The following is a 17,057-nucleotide window of genomic DNA, read 5'->3' as shown; positions in this document are numbered from 1 at the left end:
GTCGCGTGGACTTTAGGTCTACATTGATACTATACTACTCGCTATAATTGAACAAAGCCAACCCTGCGGATCGGTCATTTGGACGCAGCGCGGTTGACATAGCCTGTTGTCGGAGCCGGTTGCGAAAGGCCCCCGCACAGCAAGTTCTGCGGCGAATTATTTGCGCGGAGGACGTTCGATGCTGCATCGCTTTCAGTCGCGTGGGCTCGGCGCGGCAGCTGCTCCGCAGAGCACCGCGCCGCCACGTTCGGAGTTCGAGCCGATCGAGGACATCCGCGCCTCGTTCATCGACAAATTCCAGAGGCGGCGGATCGAGGCCGGCGAGAAGCCCGCCGCCCTGAGGCGCAGCCTGAACGGACAGCCGATCGACGAGCCGGACCATCCGCGCTGATGGCCTCGCGGCAAGTCTCGTGCGACGCCTCCGTTTTTGGACAATCCCTTTTGATATCGAGGTCAGACGATGATCGATCCAAACGCAATTGCAGCGTTGAAAGTCTATCCGCCCATCGGCGTCGCCCGCGTTGGCAACGCGCAAGGCGCCGGCGACTACGTCATCGGCCCCGAGATGATCGGCGGTGCGTCGACCTTGCCCGGCACGACGCCGGAACAGCCGGCTCGCTTTGTCGAGGACTTTCGCACCGCGAACGGAGAGATCAAGCGGCAAGCCGCGCGCTTCCGCATCTACGCCCACATGAAGGACGGCAGCGTGCAGGAGGTGACCGCTGCATCCGCGAAGATCGAGTGGCGCGTCTGCATCGCAAACCTCAAGGCCGGCTGGTACGAGTTCAACCAGGCAATGGACCTCGGCCCGCTGAGCCAGAACGCGTTGCAGCGAAATCGCGAGCTGGTTTTGCCGGACGCCAGGTGGAAGCTCGACATCACGCCAACCCCGCGAAGCATCGCGGGGCAGGGGGCTGGCCCGATCAGGCTGGACGATGGCGCGTTCTGGGCTTCGCCGGTCTATCTCGGCGAGCTTCGTACCGATGAGGAGGGGCGGCTGATCTTCCTCGGCGGCAATGGAGTTTCGCGGCCTTTCCGCAAAGGGACCCGGCCCCTGACTTTCGCCAACAATCCAGGTTGGCACGATGACGTCAGCGACGGGCCGGTGCGGGCGCAAGTGACATTTGCGGGGCATGCACCGATCGATGCGGAGCCCGGCTATGTCTGCGTTACGCCGCCGAATTACGCGCCGGGGCTGTTCGGTCTCGTCACGATGGACGACGTGGTGCGGGAAGTGTTCTACGACAAGGGCTGGATTCCACGACCGGTCAAGACCTCGTTCGTCAACGACGTGCAACCAATCTTTCAGCGCCTGACCGGACTGCAATGGGTCAACCACGGGCTCTTCGTCGTTCATGGTTTTGGCTCGCCGCTCGACGCGCAGAATGCGCAAGTCCTCGCCAAGCTCAACGACGCGTCTGCTGCGAATGCGGCGTGGCGCGCGGCCGTGCTGGCGTTGTTTCGCGATCCAGGCGCGAGCGGCGCACTGATCGAAGATCAGATAGCGCAGGTGTTCGGCGATGCGGTCGACCAATTCTTCGAAGGTCCGCCGAAGCCTTCGAATTCGCTGCTTGCCGTGACGAAGACCCAGTACGCGCACCTCAAGCGCTGGGCTGCTGGAACATTCGACGCCGACGGGCCGTCGCACCAGCCGCCGCAGGCGCAGGACTTCGATGCCCTGCCTCCCGAGGTCCAGGTCAAGCATCTCGAGCGCGCATCCTTGCACGATTGTCTCGGCGGCCCATTCCATCCCGCGATGGAGATGACATGGGTGATGCGGATTCCGCTGATGTGGGCATCGGCGTATCGGCTGAAGGTCCTGGCCGGTGAGCAACCAGCGCGGCAGGACTTCGGGGGTACTCTCACTCCGGCGGTCTGCACCGGCGCGAATGGTCCGCACGATGGTGTCGCAGCCGGCTGCCTCACCCGCTTCCTTGGCGTGCCGTGGCAGACTGATCATACCTCGTGCAATTCGGCGGCCGACTACTTCCCGTCGACGTTCCTGTCGATGCCGACGTTCTGGGGACCGCGTGCCCCGGATCAGGTTCTGGCAGACGGAAACTATCTGCGTGCGGCCGCCATCGCGCCTCTCGGCCAGGCGACGCAACAGCAGACCTTCAAGCACCTGATGAACCGGGTCGACTGGTTGCGCGACATCCGCGGCAACGATTACTATGACCGCCTGTCGAACATGATTGCGGAATGGTCCGAGCTCGGCATGGTGTTGCCGGTGAAGAACGCGCCTGCATCTCTGCCGGTGCAGGATCTGCGGGTCGAGCAGGGACGCCGCGACAGCAGCGGGCCGATCGATGTCACGGCCGATCCGAAGTACCACGCGGTCGAAGACATGGAGAGCCTTTTCTTGCCGCAGACGACGGCAGGCCTGGCGCAGCGGCGCGGTGCACGCAAGACGGCTCCCCCGCCGAAGCGGACCTATCGCCCGGGCGAGATCTGACCTTGGACGTGCTGCGCACCGACTGTCTCGTGGTCGGCGCGGGGCCTGCCGGCTTGACCGCCGCACGCCTGCTGGCCCTTAGGGGCCGCACGGTCATTGTCGCAGATTCCGGCGTCACGCCGACGACGCGGCTTGAGCTGCTTGCTCCGGCCTCGCTCGTCACTGTCGCGGCGGTGGGACTTGAACATCTGCTCGACGATCCGGCGATCGCCCGAGCCTGTCTCGGGATTCGACGAACACACCGTTCGGGCGCGTCGGACTACGAGGACTTTCTGCGTCATCCCTGCCGCGTCGGGTATGTGGTCGATCGCGGCCGTTTCGACCAGCGCCTTCGCGACGAGGCTGTCGCCGTCGGGGTTACATTTTACGGGCTGCGCGCAATCGGCGTCACGCCGGACCGCGGCGTTATCTGTCGTGCGAGCGATAGCGCTCGGACGAAGCTCGTCCTTGCGGAGATCGTTGTCGATGCAACGGGGCGCGCCGCCGCGATTGCGCGGCGCCGGGGCGCGCGCGTGGCCGCCCGGGATCGCATGGTCGCCGAACTGGTCGAGGATGCGGCTGACGGCGCGACGGCCGGTTCCGCATCGTGGCTCGAATACAGCAGCGATGGACCGACCTGGTCTTACCGCATCAGTGGGCCGCGAGGGCGTGTGCAGACTTGGCGCATTCGCAGATCCGGCACACCGGCTGGAGATGCGCTGCTCAGCGTGGACGCGTCGGCTTGCCTCCTCTCGGAGGCCGCGGGCGAAGGTTGGATTGCAGTGGGCGATGCGGCGATGGCGTTCGATCCGATTGCCTCTCAGGGGCTGTTCAACGCATTGTCGTCCGCTTTGGTCGCGACGGGTGCGCTGTTGTCGGCTGATCGGCTGAGCCCGACCTCGGCGCGATTGTATTCCGACGCGGTCGCCACAACATTCCTTCACTGCGAAGCAGGCCGTATCAGCGTCTATGGCACCATGCCTCCGGCGCCGCAGTCATGGGCCGATCCGGCAAAAACGATCGCGCAATGAAGCATGATTTCGCAGGCCGATCGGGCTCCGAAGCCCGCTCCACGCTTTTCGGGATGATCCTCTAACCCTGCAGCCGGGGAACGAGACGTGTCGCGTTCCGATGGCCGATCGCATCGAGATCGTCTGTCGAGAGGCCAAGCTTCTGCAACTGCGCGAACTGGCCAAGGCTGAAGTACGGATAGTCGCTGCCATAGGTGATCTGCGAGGCGGGCACGAGCTTGAGCAGCGCGGCCATGGACGGCGCGAAAGTCGCATTCGCGGTGTCGTAGTGAAGCCGGCGTAGTTCGCCTTCGATTCCGTCCGGCGCAAACTCCTTCAGGTCGGGCCGCGCCCCATAGAATGAATTGATGCGCCCGGCCATCATCGGTATCGTGCCGCCGGCGTGCGAGAATAGCCATTTGATGTCGCGGTGGCGGGCGAATGCGCCGCTGAGCAGAAGGCTCGTCACGGTCCGTGTGGTGTCGTGCGGGACTTCGATCACCGCCGGGAACGTGCCGACACTGAGCGCGCTACAGCAACTCGCGACCAGCGGATGCACATAAACGACCGCCTTGCGACGGTTCAGCTCCTCGAACACCGGCCTGTAAGCGGCATTGCCGAGCCATTTGTCGCCGTAGCTGCTTTGCAGCCCGATCCCGTCCGCCTTCAGCGTGTCGAACGCATATTCGATCTCCCTGAGCGTGGCATCGACGTCCTGCATCGACAAGGTCGCGAACAGGCCGAAATGGCCCGGATGGTCGCGCACCATGTCCGCCGCGTACTCGTTGCAGGCGCGCGCGAGCCGGCCGGCTTCCGCCGGCCCGAGGTCGAACCACACGCCTGGCGTGGAGGCGACCGACAGGATGCCTGTGCGTATGCCATTGCGGTCCATGTCCTCGACGAGCTTCTCGCGGGTCCAGGCCACCTGGCCGGGAAAGTGCGGCTGCTTGCGTGCGTCTTCGTAGCCAAGCCAGAGCTTTTGATACTCAGGCGGATAGAAATGAAGGTGAGTATCGATCAGCGCCGGCTTGGTCTGTCCGTGCACCGCAACGGCGGGGACGGCCGCGGCCAGGCCAAGTGCACCAACGCCCGCGAGGAAGCCGCGGCGCGACGAGGGCGGGCCGTAGCAGGTGGGGCAGGCGTGATGCCCTCGAGATTTTTGATCCCATTTGTTCATGTTGCACGTCTCCCGTGACGAACTGGCAAAGCCAAGGCCTGTGGTGCTTCTATCGGCAGAACGTTTCGTCCCTCCGCTGTCTGTGGTGCGGCCGCAGCGGGGCAATGATTGTTGGGGATTGGAATACGCCGATTTTTCGTCGCCGAACGATGCCTCGCGTCACGCCTGTGCATCGCCGCCGCAACTTTGTGTGAACGCCTCTCCAATTCTCCCGCGAGATGCTCCCTGATGTCGCGAGGTTGACCCGTCGGGCGAAACACTGGCAAAATGCGATGGCGGCGAAGATTTGCGATGACCGCAATCACTTTCAGTGAGTGGATCGATGAAGTCTGACAGGGATGGCATCAACCTCGCGGCCAAGCCAAGCGGAACGGGTTGCGCGGAATGCTCGGCTGCTGGCGGATGGTGGTTTCATCTTCGCAGATGTGTCGAATGCGGTCACATCGGCTGCTGTGATACGTCACCCAATCAGCATGCAACGAAGCATAACGCGGCGACGGGTCACCCGATCATCACGAGCTTCGAGCCGGGCGAACGGTGGTTTTACGACTATCGCACGGGACAGCCCTTCGCGGGCCCGAAGCTGCAAGGCCCGCACGCGCATCCGTTGGACCAGCCGGTGCCCGGGCCGGACGGCGCGGTGCCTCCGGACTGGCAATCGCTGCTGCATGAATAGGTCGCAGCCTCTGGCAACTGGTCCATAGCAGACGAGCGCGTTTAGCAGCGGGGCTGCTTCCGGGCATCGCGCGTGAACTCACGGGCGGACGTCTTGCGCGAACTCTCGGCACCCGTGAATCCCCCATTGGAACCCTCACTGGTGTCCGTGACGCCGGATCAGCGACATTGCAAATGCAACGCGATCCTCGCGAAGATGAAATTCTCACGCAACGTAGCATCGAGATATTGCCCTCCCGACGTTCTGCAGGAGCCTCATTGCGCGTGAGGACTACAGATCGTTTGCATCGATCGCCGCCGCCTCAGCCGGGCCTTCGCGGATATCGAAAGGAGAACGCCTGTGCAGCCTGCTCTCGACCATCCTGCTTCCACGCCATATTGTTCTATGCCTTCACCACCGACCGACATCGAGGTCACGAGAAGGGATGACGGCACCCTGATATTGCGATCGCGGATTATGCTCGCTGGAGTGAGCGGGACGATTTGCGCATACCTTCCCCACTGGGCTCAGGAAACGCCGGACCGCGTCTTTCTCGCGCAACGAACCCGCGACAATGCATGGCAGTCGATCAGCTATGGCGAATTCTGGTCTCGAGTGCGCTCGGTCGGGCAGGCGCTGATTGATCGGGGTGGCGCAGCGGGCGATACGCTGGCCATCCTGTCCGGCAATTCGATCGAGAATGCGGTGATCCAGTTCGCCGCGATGTCGATCGGTCTGCAGGTTGCGCCGATCTCGCCAAGCTACAGTCTTCTGCCAGGTGGCCTCAGCCGCATCGAAGACATCGCGAAGGTCCTCACGCCGAAGTTTGTGTTTGCCCAGAAGGCGGATCCCTTCGTGCAAGCCCGTGCCATCCCCGGCTTTGCGCAGGCCGAATGGATAACGGCGGAAGAGGCGGCGGATACCACGCCGCTGTCGGAGCTATCCGCCGCGACACCGGGTCACGCGTTTGAGGCGGCGTTCGCAGCACTCGGACCGGAGACCGTCGGCAAAATCCTGTTCACGTCGGGATCGACCGGCTCTCCCAAGGGAGTGATCAATACCCATCGCATGATGTCGAGCGTGCTGCAGATGGCCGCTCAGGTCACGCCGGTCTCGCAGCCCCTGGTTCAGATCGAATGGCTGCCCTGGCATCATACCATGGGCTGCAACGTCATACTGAATGGGATTCTGAAGAACGGCGGCTCTCTCTATATCGACGATGGCCGACCGACGCCCGAAGCGTTTCATCGAACAATCGCCAATCTGCACGACGTCTCTCCGACGGCCTCATTCAATGTCCCAACCGGTTACGCGTTGTTATGCGCCGCGCTCGGCGAGGATCCAGACCTGAGGCGGAAGTTCTTCCATCGCATCGACAGAATGATTTTCGGGGGCGCGGCGATCCCGGCGGCCGTAATGGCAACGCTTCAGGAATATGCAATCGAAGTCCGCGGCGAGCGAGTTCCGATTTTGGCCGGATACGGCGCCACGGAAGCCGGGCCGACCATCTGCGTGTCTTATCGACCGTGCGAAGCGCCGGGAGAGATCGGCTTGCCGGCACCCGGCATCGAACTCAAGCTGGTTCCGGCGATGGACGGTTACGAGGCGCGGGTCCGTGGCCCGAACGTCATGCCCGGTTATCTCGGATTACCCGAATTGTCTGCGGCGGCATTCGACGAAGAGGGCTTCTATCGGGTAGGCGACGCGGTCTCGTTCATCGATCCCGCCGATCTCTGCCGCGGCCTGAGGTTTTCCGGGCGTCTCTCGGAGAATTTCAAAATGATGACAGGCACGTGGGTGCTCGTCGGCGAGCTGCGTGCCGCCATCCTGGACCGGATGGGCGGCGTGCTGCAGGATCTGGTCATCGGAGGCGAGGGCCGCGATTCTCTCGTCGCGCTGGTATGGCTCAATCCGGACCGTGCAAGGCGACATGCTAACGGCGCAGCAGGCGCGGATTCCGGTGACACCCTTTCATTGGATTCCGGCGTTCGCGCATACGTCCATCGGGTCTTGACCGAGCATAACCTAGCGGCAGCGACCAACGCGCGGATATCGGCCGTTGCCATCCAGATCCAGCCGCTGTCGCTCGCGGCAGGCGAGACAACGGACAAGGGCTACATCAATCAGCGCGGGGTCCTGAAGAACCGTTCCGCCATTCTCGACAGTCTCTATAGCGGAGCAGCCTCGCCGCACATCATCCGGCTTGCCTCTCATCCACGCGCGTTGTCGACGGCAGGAAATGCAGTCACGTCGACTGATGCATGACCAGAGAGCCCGGCCGCCGACCTTCCGAGCGTGTTTCTTAAAGGGACCGCCTCTGCGTCATTGACGGCGGCGACGCCAGTAGATTTGGACGAGTGTGCGGCGAACGCCGCAACCCCAACGCGCCGCCGCGGCGATGCCGCAGCCGGCCCTGCCTTTCATTCAACCCGCGAAGCCCAAATTCTCACCATTGGCCTCGGCTTGCTCATTTCGGCGGCTTGGAATATGTATAGACATGCGGTCCATCATCGCGGCCGCAACATCACGTCAGTCAACACCGAGGTCGGCCCCGATGTGATCCTGATGGACGAGCCGTTCGGCGCTCTCGATGCCCAGACCCGTATGGTGATGCAAAGCGATCTCCAGACGTTGTCGATGGAAGCCGGCGCCACCGCTAGGTCCAAAGTCAGAGCGCAAAATAGACGGTCATCGCTGTAACGATCAGGCCCAGCACAACGGCGAGCACCAGTTCTGTCTTGATGCCGCCGGCGGAATGAGATTGTGCGTCGTCAATCATTCGGCCAGTCCTGATGAAGCGAAAGAGCGAAATCACGATGATTGCGATCCCGATCGCGATCAGCGCGAGGCCGTCATAGTGACTGAACGCTCCCGTGAAGCGATCGAATTGCAGTCGGGACCCGATCTCCGTCCTGTTGGCTTCAGCGATAGTTCGGACGAAGAGGTTGAATTTCTCGACGACAAAGCCAAACGCGATGATTGCGATGCCCGTCCTGACCCAGGCGAGAAAAGTCCGCTCGTTTGCCGCGTGGTCTGAGTATCTCTCAATCATCGAGACCTCTCTGGTTGCTGTCGATGGGGTTCGTCGCGCGCTATTCCCGCAGGAGCGGAGCGGCGGGGCGCAATGTATGCGAAGCCAGGGCAAGCCCTCAGAACTGATACCGCCGCAGCCCCCCATCCACCGGGATCACCGTCCCCGTGATGTACCGCGCCACCGGCGACGCCAAAAACACCGCGAGCGCTGCCAGATCCTCCGGCTCGCCCCAATAGCCGACCGGGATTTCTTCTTCGGCAAAGCGCTCGCGATAACCCGGCGGATAGTTGCGGCGGATCTGTTCGCTCATGATGCGGCCGGGCGGGATGCAGTTGATGGTGATGCCGTGCTCGCCGATCTCGCGCGACAGACCCTTGGCCCAGGCGTGCACGGCGGCCTTGGCGGCGAAGGCGGCGTTGAGTCCCTCCGGCTCGGACTTGCCGGTGATGTTGACGATGCGGCCCCATTTGCGTTCGATCATCTGCGGCAGCAGCGCATGCGCGATGCGGCGGTAGCTGGTGAAGTTCAGCGCGATCGCCTCGTCCCATTTGCTGTCGGGCGCATCGACGGGAAGGGGGCGGCTGCCGCCGGCATTGTTGATGAGGATGTCGACATGGCCGAGCTCCTTTTGCGCAAAGGCCGCGATGTTCTCCGCGGCGTCCTTCGCCATCACGTCCTGCTCGAACGACGTGATCAGGCCGGAGCCGACTTCCTTCACCAGCTCGGCAAGGAGATCAGTGCGCCGCGCCACGCCGACGACGCGGACGCCTTCGGCAGCCAGGCCCTTGGCGATGGCGCGGCCGATGCCGATGCTCGCTCCTGTCACGACTGCGGTTTTCGATTTGAGCCCGAGGTCCATGGTCACACGCTCTCTTGTTTGCTTTTTGCTTCTTGTCGTTCGTTTCCTGCCCGTCCCGCCGGCTTCGCGAATTGCCTGAGCGGGACGAGCAGTGGTAACCAAGAGCCTCGACGAAGGAAACACGAAAAAGAAAAGGCGTTGAGCAATGGTCTGGGATCCGCAGCAATACCTGAAATTCTCCGGCCATCGGCTTCGGCCCGCCGTCGACCTCTTGATGCGGATTCCGGATTTCGCCCCGCGCGCGATCGCCGATCTCGGGGCAGGGGCCGGCAACGTGACAAAACTGATCAAGGAGCGCTGGCCGGACGCGACCGTGACCGGTGTCGAGGGCTCGGCCGAGATGGTGGCCGCCGGCCGCAAGGCGGCGCCGGATGTGGAATGGTCGCACGAGGATCTCGGCCATTGGCGCCCCGCCAGGCAATACGATTTGATCTATTCCAATGCCGCACTGCACTGGCTGCCCAATCATGCGGCGCTGTTTCCGTCGGTCATGGAGAAGGTGACGCCCGGCGGCATGCTTGCGGTGCAGATGCCGCGCAACTTCCTCGCGCCATCGCATGTGCTGATCGGCGAGACGGCGCTGAACGGTCCGTGGCGGTCAAAGGTAGAGCATCTCGTTACCCCGCCGCCGGTCGAAGGGCCGGCCTTCTATCATGATTTGCTCGCGCCGCTTTCCCAGAACGTTGACATCTGGGAGACCGAATATCTGCAGGTGCTCGAAGGCGACAATCCCGTGAAGGAATGGACCAAGGGGACCTGGCTGACGCGCTATCTCGACATCCTGCAGGGCGACGAGAAGGCCGCGTTCGAGGCCGCCTATGGCGAGCGGGTGGCGAAGGCCTATCCGAAGAATGCGGCGGGGCAGACGCTGTTTCCGTTCCGGCGTCTGTTCATGGTCGCCCAGCGCAAGGGCTGATCGCACTGCCGCAATGCGACATAAACCGTTCGCAACCCGGGACTGGAAGCGGGTCCCGGGTTGCGCGGACAACAGCCATCAAGCTAGCTTGCCTGCGGCAAATTGGGCTTAGGTCTAGTTGTTCGGGTGGTGGATTGCTGCCACTACTGGGCTGCAAACCGGGCTGCAAAACAAAAAGAACCCGGTTTTAGAGGTTGTTGGGAGGTTACTTCATGCGCAAGCTGCTTCTTGCGGTCGCCGCCGCAGCTATTCTTGTGACCCCAGCGGTGGCACAGGCCCAGAGCCCGATCGTCATCAAGTTCAGCCACGTCGTCGCCAACGACACCCCGAAGGGCAAGGGCGCGCTGAAGTTCAAGGAACTCGCCGAGAAGTACACCGACGGCAAGGTCAAGATCGAAGTCTATCCGAACTCCTCGCTCTACAAGGACAAGGAGGAGATCGAGGCGCTTCAGCTCGGTTCGGTGCAGATGCTGGCGCCCTCGACTGCGAAATTCGCGCCGCTCGGCATCAAGGAGTTCGAGGCGCTCGATCTGCCCTGGCTGTTCAAGGACGACGAGACCTATTCCAGCGCGATGAAGGGCACGATCGGCAAATGGCTGTTCCAGAAGCTCGAGGCCAAGGGCATCACGGGGCTCGCCTATTGGGACAACGGCTTCCACATGGTGTCGTCGAACCGCGCGTTGATGAAGCCTGAGGATTTCAAGGGCCTGAAATTCCGCATCTCCGGATCGAAGATCGCCGACCAGTATTTCCGCCTGATGGGCTCGATCCCGCAGATCATGGCGTTCTCCGAAGTCTACCAGGCGCTCCAGACCGGCGTGGTCGACGGCTGCGAAAACACCGCGTCGAACTACCTGACCCAGAAGTTCTACGAGGTGCAGAAGGACATCACAGTGTCCTATCACGCGCATCTGCAATATGCGGTCATCGTCAACTCGAAATTCTGGTCCGGCCTGCCGCCCGACATCCGCACCCAGCTCGAGAAGGCGATGGTGGATGCAACCGAGTACACCAACCAGATCGCGCACCAGGAGAACGAGGACGCGCTGGCCGAGATCAAGAAGGCGGGCAAGACCAAGCTGCATTATCTGACTGACGCCGACCGCAAGGCGTGGCAGGAATCGATGCGGCCGACTTATACATGGGCAAAGGGTCGGGTCGGGCAGGAGGTGCTCGATCTCGTCGCCAAGGAACTCGACGTCAAGATGAACTGACGCGTTTTCCGCAAGGACAATACGAACGGTCGGGAGTGTGCGCACTTCCGGCCGTTTCGCATCGATAGGGGGACTTTGATTTGCTTCGCGTGCTCAATCAGGCGCTCAACCATCTCGAAGAATGGCTGATCGCGACGCTCATCGCGGCTGCAACCGGGTTGATCTTCATCGCCGTGGTGCACCGTTACGGCGCAGGCGAATCGATCGTCCTCTCCAGATGGGCGGCTGCGCACGGGATGAACTGGCTCGCGACGCTGTCGATGGCGGTGTTCACCTTCCTGTCCGAGCTCGACCTGTCCTGGGCGCAGGAACTCTGCATCTACATGTTCATCTGGATGGCGAAGTTCGGCGCAGCCTATGGCGTGCGCACCGGCATCCATGTCGGCGTCGACCTGCTCGTCAACCGCCTGCCCGAACATTCGCGCAAGCACGTGATCCTGTTCTCGCTGCTGTGCGGCGCGCTGTTCACGGGCATGATCGCGGCCTTCGGCGCCTCCTTCGTCGCCGAGATGTTCAAGACCGGCCAGCAGTCCAATGATTTGGAAGCGCCGATGTGGTTCGTCTATCTGGCGATCCCGCTCGGCTCGGGCCTGATGTGCTTCCGCTTCCTCCAGGTCTCGTGGTCCTACTACTGGACCGGCCATCTGCCGCATCATGACGAGAGTCATGTCGAGGGCGTGGAGGCCGACGTCTCGCCCGCGCTGCATCCGCAGCCCGCCGGCGCGGCGACCAGGGCGGCCGCGCGAAAAGTGTCGCCGCTCGGCGTCATCCTGATCATGGCGCCGATCCTGATCTTCGCGATGTGTCTCGCCGAGAAGTTCGGCGTTGTGGTGCTGCCGCACTGGATGCGTGCCGCGACCGTGTTCGCGCTGCTGATCGCGCTGATGCTGACCGGCATCCCGGTCTCGATCGCGCTCGGCCTCACCGTGATGACGTTCCTGTTCACGCTGACCACAGTGCCGATCGAAGCCGTCTCGATGAAGCTCTTCACGGGCATCGAGGGGTTCGAGATCATGGCGATCCCGTTCTTCATCCTCGCCGGCAATTTCCTCACCCATGGCGGCGTCGCGCGCCGCATGATCAATTTCGCGACCTCGCTGATCGGCCACTGGCACGGCGGTCTCGGCCTTGCCGGCATCGTCGCCTGCGCGATGTTCGCGCTGGTCTGCGGCTCGAGCGTCGCGACCGTTGCCGCGATCGGCGCGATCGTGCTGCCGGAGATGGTCCGCCACGGCTATCCCATGCATTTCGGCGCCGGCATCATCACCGTTGCCGGCTCGCTCGGCATCCTGATGCTGCCGTCGATACCGAAGATCGTCTATGCGGTCTCCACCAATACCTCGATCGGCGCGCTGTTCGTCGCGGGCCTGCTGCCGGGCATCATGCTGACGACGATGCTCTGCATCGTCACCTGGTGGCTCGCACGCAAGCGCGACTATCCACGCCTGCCGAAGGCGAGCTGGGGCGAGACCGTCCGCACCTTCCGCGAGAGCATCTGGGGATTGATGCTGGTCGTCATCATCATCGGCGGCATCTACAGCGGCCTGTTCACCGCCACCGAGGCGGCCGCGATGGCTGCGGTCTACTCCTTTGTCATCGCGGTGTTTGTCTACAAGGCGATCAAGATCGTGGACGTGCCGCGGGTGCTGCTGCGCGCCGCCAACACCAGCGCGATGCTGCTCTACATCGTCACCAACGCGGTGCTGTTCTCCTTCGTGCTCTCCAACGAGAACCTGCCGGCGACCTTGGCCGACTGGATCGCGGCGCAGAACCTCGGCTGGGTCGGCTTCCTCTTGGTCGTCAACATCCTCTTACTGCTCGCCGGCAACTTCATGGAGCCGAACTCGATCATCCTGATCATGGCGCCGATCCTGGCGCCGGCGGCCAAGAAGCTCGGCATCGACCTCGTGCATTTCGGCATCGTGATGGACGTCAACATGGAGGTCGGCCTCTGCCATCCGCCTGTCGGGTTAAATCTCTACGTCGCCTCGATGATAGCGCGCATGCGAATAACCGAGCTCGCGGTCGCCGTGTTGCCGTGGCTCATCACCATGCTCGGCTTCCTCGTCATCGTGACCTACTGGCCCGATCTGACGCTGTGGCTGCCGCGGGTGCTGGGGATGCATTAGCCTATGCACGACCGGGACATGGCTAACGCGCGGTAAACCCGCACACTCAAATGCCATCGCTGTGCTGGGAACCCATTTTACGGGTCTGCGGTAGAAGCATGCCAGCGGATGGGGCTGGCATGTTCTTCAACAGAATGGAATCCGGACGGGCGTCGATTTCGGACGCCGTCTATATGGAAGTCATCACGGGCCTTCACGGCACGACGATGCCCACCATTCTTGCGGCCGCCTGCCAGGCGATGGTCGGTGCGATCACGACCTATGAGACCGGCGACATCGTGACGGCCGGCCTGACGGTTGCCGGTGTGGTGGTGGCCATTGTCCGCCTGTTCGAGATATTCGCTTTCCGTCGCCGCCTCTCATGTCCGCCGCAGCTCGGTCGGGCCGAGGCCGCGCGCTGGGAGCGGCGCTATGTTGCCGGCACCGTTGCAACGGCATCCGTGCTCGGCGTGTTTGCCGCGCGCAGCATCGTGCTGGGTGATGCACTCTGTTCCGTGATGGCGATTGGCATCGGCTTCGGCTTTGGCGCCGGCGTGGTGGCGCGGCTGGCGCTGCGTCCCGTCGCGGCGCTGCTCGATCTCGTCGCAATCGCAGCGCCTGCTGCGATCGTGACCTTCATGCAACCCGATCTGCGCCATGTCGGGCTCGGGCTCCTCATCCTGATGTATGTGGCCGCGAGCTTCGAGATGGTGCGGCTGAGCTTCAATGCCTCGATCAACCAGATCACGCTCAAGCGGCAGTTCGAGCAGCTCTCGCGCCTGGACCCGATGACCGGCGCGTCCAATCGTTCGGTGCTGGCCACGGACCTGCCGCAGATGCTGGCGGCCGGGATGATTGCCGTCCATACGCTCGACCTCGACCGCTTCAAGGAGGCGAACGACCGGTTCGGCCATCCCGTCGGTGACGCACTGCTGAAGCAGGTCGCCGGGCGGCTCAAGGCGCTCGCCGCGCAGGATGACCTCGTGGTCCGGATGGGCGGCGACGAGTTCGTCCTGGTGCAGCGTGCGGCGGCTGATGCGGAAGCGATGGCGCAGCGCATCGTGCAGTCGATCAGCGCGCCCTATGATATCGACGGACAAATGATCGAGCTCGGCGTCAGCGTCGGCGTCGCCGTCGCGCCGGACGACGGGCGCACTGCCGAGGCGCTGTTGTCGCGCTCCGACAAGGCGCTATATCGGGCCAAGCAGGAACGCGGCGGCTATGTGCTGGCGCGGGATTTGCGGATGGCGGATGCGACCGCATCGGGCCAGACCTTGGCGGAAGAGCTCGCTGCGTAAGCCACGCGGACGGTGCACCCTCTCCCCTTGTGGGAGAGGGTGGCTCGCCGCGCAGCGGCGAGGCGGGTGAGGGGTTTCTCTCCGCACAAACAGTCTTGCGGGCGGAGATATACCCCTCATCCGGCGCTTCGCGCCACCTCTCCCACAAGGGGAGAAGGGAAGAGGCATCTCGCTCGATTTCGGCAGTCTCCTCCGATAGCAATCACCCGCGAGATGCGGTTAGATGTTCGCACAGGCCGGGAGGAAACAAGAATGACCAGCAACGAGCCGAAGGACGCAACACCCTCCGTCACCGCGCAGCATGATGCGATGCTGAATGCGCTGCCGTTTTCCGACACGCGGGATTTCGACGATGCCGCACGTGGCTTCCTTGGTACGATCGAGAATGCGGAGATCGCCAACCCGCAGGGGCGGACGGTGTGGAGCCTGAAGCCCTATGGCTTCCTCTCCAGCGAGACGGCGCCGCCGACCGTCAATCCGAGCTTGTGGCGACAGGCGCGGCTCAACATGCATCACGGCCTGTTCGAGGTGGTGCCCGGCGTCTACCAGGTGCGCGGGCTCGACATCGCCAACATGACGCTGATCGAGGGCGACAGCGGCGTCATCGTCGTGGACACGCTGACGTCGATCGAGGGCGCACGTGCCGCGCTCGATCTCTATTACAGGCATCGTGGCCAGAAGCCGGTGGCCGCCGTCATTTTCACCCACACCCATACCGACCATTGGGGTGGCGCGCGCGGCGTGCTGGAGGAGGACGCGCTGGCAACCGGCGCCGTGCCGATCATCGCGCCGAACCTGTTCATGGAGCATGCCGTCTCCGAGAACATCATCGCGGGGCCGGCGATGCTGCGGCGGGCACAATACCAGTTCGGGCCGTTCCTCGCCAAAGGCGTGCGGGGGCAGGTCGACAACGGGCTCGGCAAGTCGATGGCGGCGGGCGCCGTGGCACTGCTGCGTCCGACCGACCTGATCATGGCGACCGGCGACAGGCGCGTGATCGACGGCGTCGAATTCGAATTCCAGATGGCGCCGAACAGCGAAGCGCCGGCGGAGATGCACTTCTTCATCCCGCGCTACAGACTGTTGAACCTCGCCGAGAACTGTACGCACAATTTCCACAATCTGCTGCCGTTCCGCGGCGCCGACGTGCGCGATGCGCTGGCGTGGTCGAAGTACCTCAACGAGGCCTTGCGGCTCTGGGACGGCAAGGCCGAGGCGATGTGCGGCCAGCATCACTGGCCGGTGTGGGGGCGCGAGCGGATCGGCACGATGATCCGCCAGCAGCGCGATCTCTACAAGTTCGCGCATGACCAGACCATCCGCCTGATGAACCACGGCCTCACCGCCGCCGAGATCGCCGAGACGATCCAGTTGCCGAAGAGCCTGGAGGGCGCCTGGCACGGCCGCGGCTATTACGGCCACATCCGGCACAACGTGAAGGCGATCTACCAGAAATATCTCGGCTGGTACGATGCCAACCCGGTCAATCTCGATCCGCTGCCGCCGGTGGAATCCGGCAAGAAGTATGTCGAGTACATGGGCGGCGCCGAGGCCATCCTCGCGCGCGCACGCAAGGACTTCGACAAAGGCGAGTTCCGCTTTGTCGCGCAGGCGCTCGGCCATCTCGTCTTCGCGGAGCCGGAGAATGAAGCGGCGCGTCTGTTGCTCGCGGATACGCTCGAGCAGCTCGGTTATGCCGCCGAGAGCTCGACCTGGCGCAACGCCTATCTGTTCGGCGCGCAGGAGCTGCGTCAGGGCATGCCCAAGACCCCGCCGCGTCCGCCAATGCCGCGCGAGACGCTGGCCGCGCTACGCACCGAGCAGCTCTGGGACGTGCTCGGCATTCGGCTCAACGGCCCCAAGGCCGAGGGCAAGCACATCGTGCTGAATTGGAGCTTTTCCGATACCGGCGAGATCTTCGTGCTCAACCTGGAGAATTGCGCGCTGACTTATACGGAGGGCGTGCAGGCGGAAGGCGCGGACGCCAGTTTCACGCTCGCGCGCGCAACGCTCGATGAGGTCATCGCGAAACTGACGAGCTTTCCGGAAGCGGTCGCCGCCGGCAAGATCAAGCTCGCGGGCAACCCGATGCGGCTTGCCGAGCTGATGGGCCTGATGGACGAATTCCCGCGCATGTTCGAGATCGTCGAGCCGAAGCGGGCGGTGGTGAGTTAGGGCGCCGCCGCCGCCACGTTCTTGCTGGCATCGCCCTCCGCACGCTCGCTGTCATCGCCCGGCTTGACCGGGCGATGACAGTATTCCTGAGACCGCAGTGCTTGAGCCGAGAAGTCGCGGAGTACTGGATGCCCCGGTCAAGCCGGGGCATGACAGTGTGTCGTGAGGTGAAAGCGG

The 17,057-nt window shown here is 63.4% G+C and carries 14 protein-coding genes and 1 pseudogene; 12 read left to right on the top strand and 3 right to left on the bottom strand.

Annotation, left to right across the window (positions count from 1 at the left end; genetic code table 11):
- Positions 1–178 precede the first annotated feature (178 nt).
- The 3 genes from AB7G19_RS32035 (at position 179) to AB7G19_RS32025 (ending at position 3,465) form a co-directional block, all read left to right on the top strand.
- Positions 179–391: a hypothetical protein gene (locus AB7G19_RS32035; protein ID WP_085404479.1), complete on the top strand. Its 213-nt coding sequence runs from the start codon at positions 179–181 to the stop codon at positions 389–391.
- Between the two features lie 69 nt (positions 392–460).
- Positions 461–2,455 carry a LodA/GoxA family CTQ-dependent oxidase gene (locus AB7G19_RS32030; protein WP_085404478.1) on the top strand — a complete coding sequence of 665 codons (1,995 nt, stop codon included), beginning with the start codon at positions 461–463 and terminating at the stop codon, positions 2,453–2,455.
- A gap of 8 nt (positions 2,456–2,463) precedes the next feature.
- A complete protein-coding gene (locus tag AB7G19_RS32025) occupies positions 2,464–3,465 on the top strand; it encodes an NAD(P)/FAD-dependent oxidoreductase (protein WP_354114756.1) in 1,002 nt (333 codons plus the stop codon).
- A gap of 61 nt (positions 3,466–3,526) precedes the next feature.
- On the opposite strand, the gene AB7G19_RS32020 is transcribed toward AB7G19_RS32025, so the two are convergent.
- Positions 3,527–4,621, bottom strand: coding sequence for an amidohydrolase family protein (locus tag AB7G19_RS32020; protein WP_441268730.1), 1,095 nt, complete (start codon positions 4,619–4,621; stop codon positions 3,527–3,529).
- Between the two features lie 322 nt (positions 4,622–4,943).
- On the opposite strand from AB7G19_RS32020, the gene AB7G19_RS32015 reads away from it, so the two are divergent.
- The 3 genes from AB7G19_RS32015 (at position 4,944) to AB7G19_RS32005 (ending at position 7,976) form a co-directional block, all read left to right on the top strand.
- Positions 4,944–5,297 (top strand): UBP-type zinc finger domain-containing protein, encoded by a 354-nt coding sequence (locus tag AB7G19_RS32015; protein ID WP_085404475.1) that lies wholly within the window; start codon positions 4,944–4,946, stop codon positions 5,295–5,297.
- 468 nt (positions 5,298–5,765) lie between these two features.
- Complete coding sequence (locus tag AB7G19_RS32010) at positions 5,766–7,541, top strand: AMP-binding protein (protein ID WP_245344242.1); 1,776 nt, start codon at positions 5,766–5,768, stop codon at positions 7,539–7,541.
- 60 nt (positions 7,542–7,601) lie between these two features.
- Positions 7,602–7,976, top strand: coding sequence for a hypothetical protein (locus AB7G19_RS32005; RefSeq protein WP_135215070.1), 375 nt, complete (start codon positions 7,602–7,604; stop codon positions 7,974–7,976).
- Here AB7G19_RS32005 and AB7G19_RS32000 read toward each other — a convergent pair.
- Positions 7,945–8,328, bottom strand: coding sequence for a YidH family protein (locus tag AB7G19_RS32000; protein WP_028150113.1), 384 nt, complete (start codon positions 8,326–8,328; stop codon positions 7,945–7,947). The genes AB7G19_RS32005 and AB7G19_RS32000 overlap by 32 nt on opposite strands.
- Before the next feature lie 97 nt (positions 8,329–8,425).
- On the bottom strand, positions 8,426–9,169 hold the full coding sequence (locus AB7G19_RS31995; RefSeq protein ID WP_085404556.1) for an SDR family NAD(P)-dependent oxidoreductase: 744 nt from the start codon (positions 9,167–9,169) through the stop codon (positions 8,426–8,428).
- A gap of 145 nt (positions 9,170–9,314) precedes the next feature.
- Here AB7G19_RS31995 and AB7G19_RS31990 point away from each other — a divergent pair, with 145 nt between their 5' ends.
- From AB7G19_RS31990 to AB7G19_RS31965, 6 genes and pseudogenes are all read left to right on the top strand, one after another.
- Positions 9,315–10,085, top strand: a complete 771-nt coding sequence (locus tag AB7G19_RS31990; RefSeq protein ID WP_028150111.1) for a methyltransferase domain-containing protein — start codon at positions 9,315–9,317, stop codon at positions 10,083–10,085.
- A 212-nt stretch (positions 10,086–10,297) separates the two neighbouring features.
- Entirely contained in the window at positions 10,298–11,299 is a 1,002-nt protein-coding gene (locus AB7G19_RS31985) for a DctP family TRAP transporter solute-binding subunit (protein ID WP_085404471.1), read from the top strand.
- 236 nt (positions 11,300–11,535) lie between these two features.
- A pseudogene (locus tag AB7G19_RS31980) lies at positions 11,536–11,904 on the top strand (TRAP transporter small permease); the annotation flags it as partial.
- A gap of 240 nt (positions 11,905–12,144) precedes the next feature.
- A complete protein-coding gene (locus AB7G19_RS31975) occupies positions 12,145–13,428 on the top strand; it encodes a TRAP transporter large permease (RefSeq protein WP_321576422.1) in 1,284 nt (427 codons plus the stop codon).
- A 119-nt stretch (positions 13,429–13,547) separates the two neighbouring features.
- Positions 13,548–14,705: a GGDEF domain-containing protein gene (locus AB7G19_RS31970; RefSeq protein ID WP_085404470.1), complete on the top strand. Its 1,158-nt coding sequence runs from the start codon at positions 13,548–13,550 to the stop codon at positions 14,703–14,705.
- A 252-nt stretch (positions 14,706–14,957) separates the two neighbouring features.
- On the top strand, positions 14,958–16,880 hold the full coding sequence (locus AB7G19_RS31965) for an alkyl/aryl-sulfatase (RefSeq protein ID WP_085404469.1): 1,923 nt from the start codon (positions 14,958–14,960) through the stop codon (positions 16,878–16,880).
- Positions 16,881–17,057 lie beyond the last annotated feature (177 nt).

This window comes from Bradyrhizobium sp. 215_C5_N1_1 (genome assembly GCF_052075935.1).
GTDB classification, from domain to species: domain Bacteria; phylum Pseudomonadota; class Alphaproteobacteria; order Rhizobiales; family Xanthobacteraceae; genus Bradyrhizobium; species Bradyrhizobium barranii.
This window is presented reverse-complemented; position numbering and strand designations above follow the sequence as displayed.

Bases quoted from the DNA above. Each gene is read 5' to 3' on its own strand.
- AB7G19_RS32035 (WP_085404479.1), top strand. From the start codon at position 179: ATGCTGCATCGCTTTCAGTCGCGTGGGCTCGGCGCGGCAGCTGCTCCG.
- AB7G19_RS32030 (WP_085404478.1), top strand. From the start codon at position 461: ATGATCGATCCAAACGCAATTGCAGCGTTGAAAGTCTATCCGCCCATC.
- AB7G19_RS32020 (WP_441268730.1), bottom strand. From the start codon at position 4,621: ATGAACAAATGGGATCAAAAATCTCGAGGGCATCACGCCTGCCCCACC.
- AB7G19_RS32015 (WP_085404475.1), top strand. From the start codon at position 4,944: ATGAAGTCTGACAGGGATGGCATCAACCTCGCGGCCAAGCCAAGCGGA.
- AB7G19_RS32000 (WP_028150113.1), bottom strand. From the start codon at position 8,328: ATGATTGAGAGATACTCAGACCACGCGGCAAACGAGCGGACTTTTCTC.
- AB7G19_RS31995 (WP_085404556.1), bottom strand. From the start codon at position 9,169: ATGGACCTCGGGCTCAAATCGAAAACCGCAGTCGTGACAGGAGCGAGC.
- AB7G19_RS31990 (WP_028150111.1), top strand. From the start codon at position 9,315: ATGGTCTGGGATCCGCAGCAATACCTGAAATTCTCCGGCCATCGGCTT.
- AB7G19_RS31985 (WP_085404471.1), top strand. From the start codon at position 10,298: ATGCGCAAGCTGCTTCTTGCGGTCGCCGCCGCAGCTATTCTTGTGACC.
- AB7G19_RS31975 (WP_321576422.1), top strand. From the start codon at position 12,145: ATGCGTGCCGCGACCGTGTTCGCGCTGCTGATCGCGCTGATGCTGACC.
- AB7G19_RS31970 (WP_085404470.1), top strand. From the start codon at position 13,548: ATGTTCTTCAACAGAATGGAATCCGGACGGGCGTCGATTTCGGACGCC.
- AB7G19_RS31965 (WP_085404469.1), top strand. From the start codon at position 14,958: ATGACCAGCAACGAGCCGAAGGACGCAACACCCTCCGTCACCGCGCAG.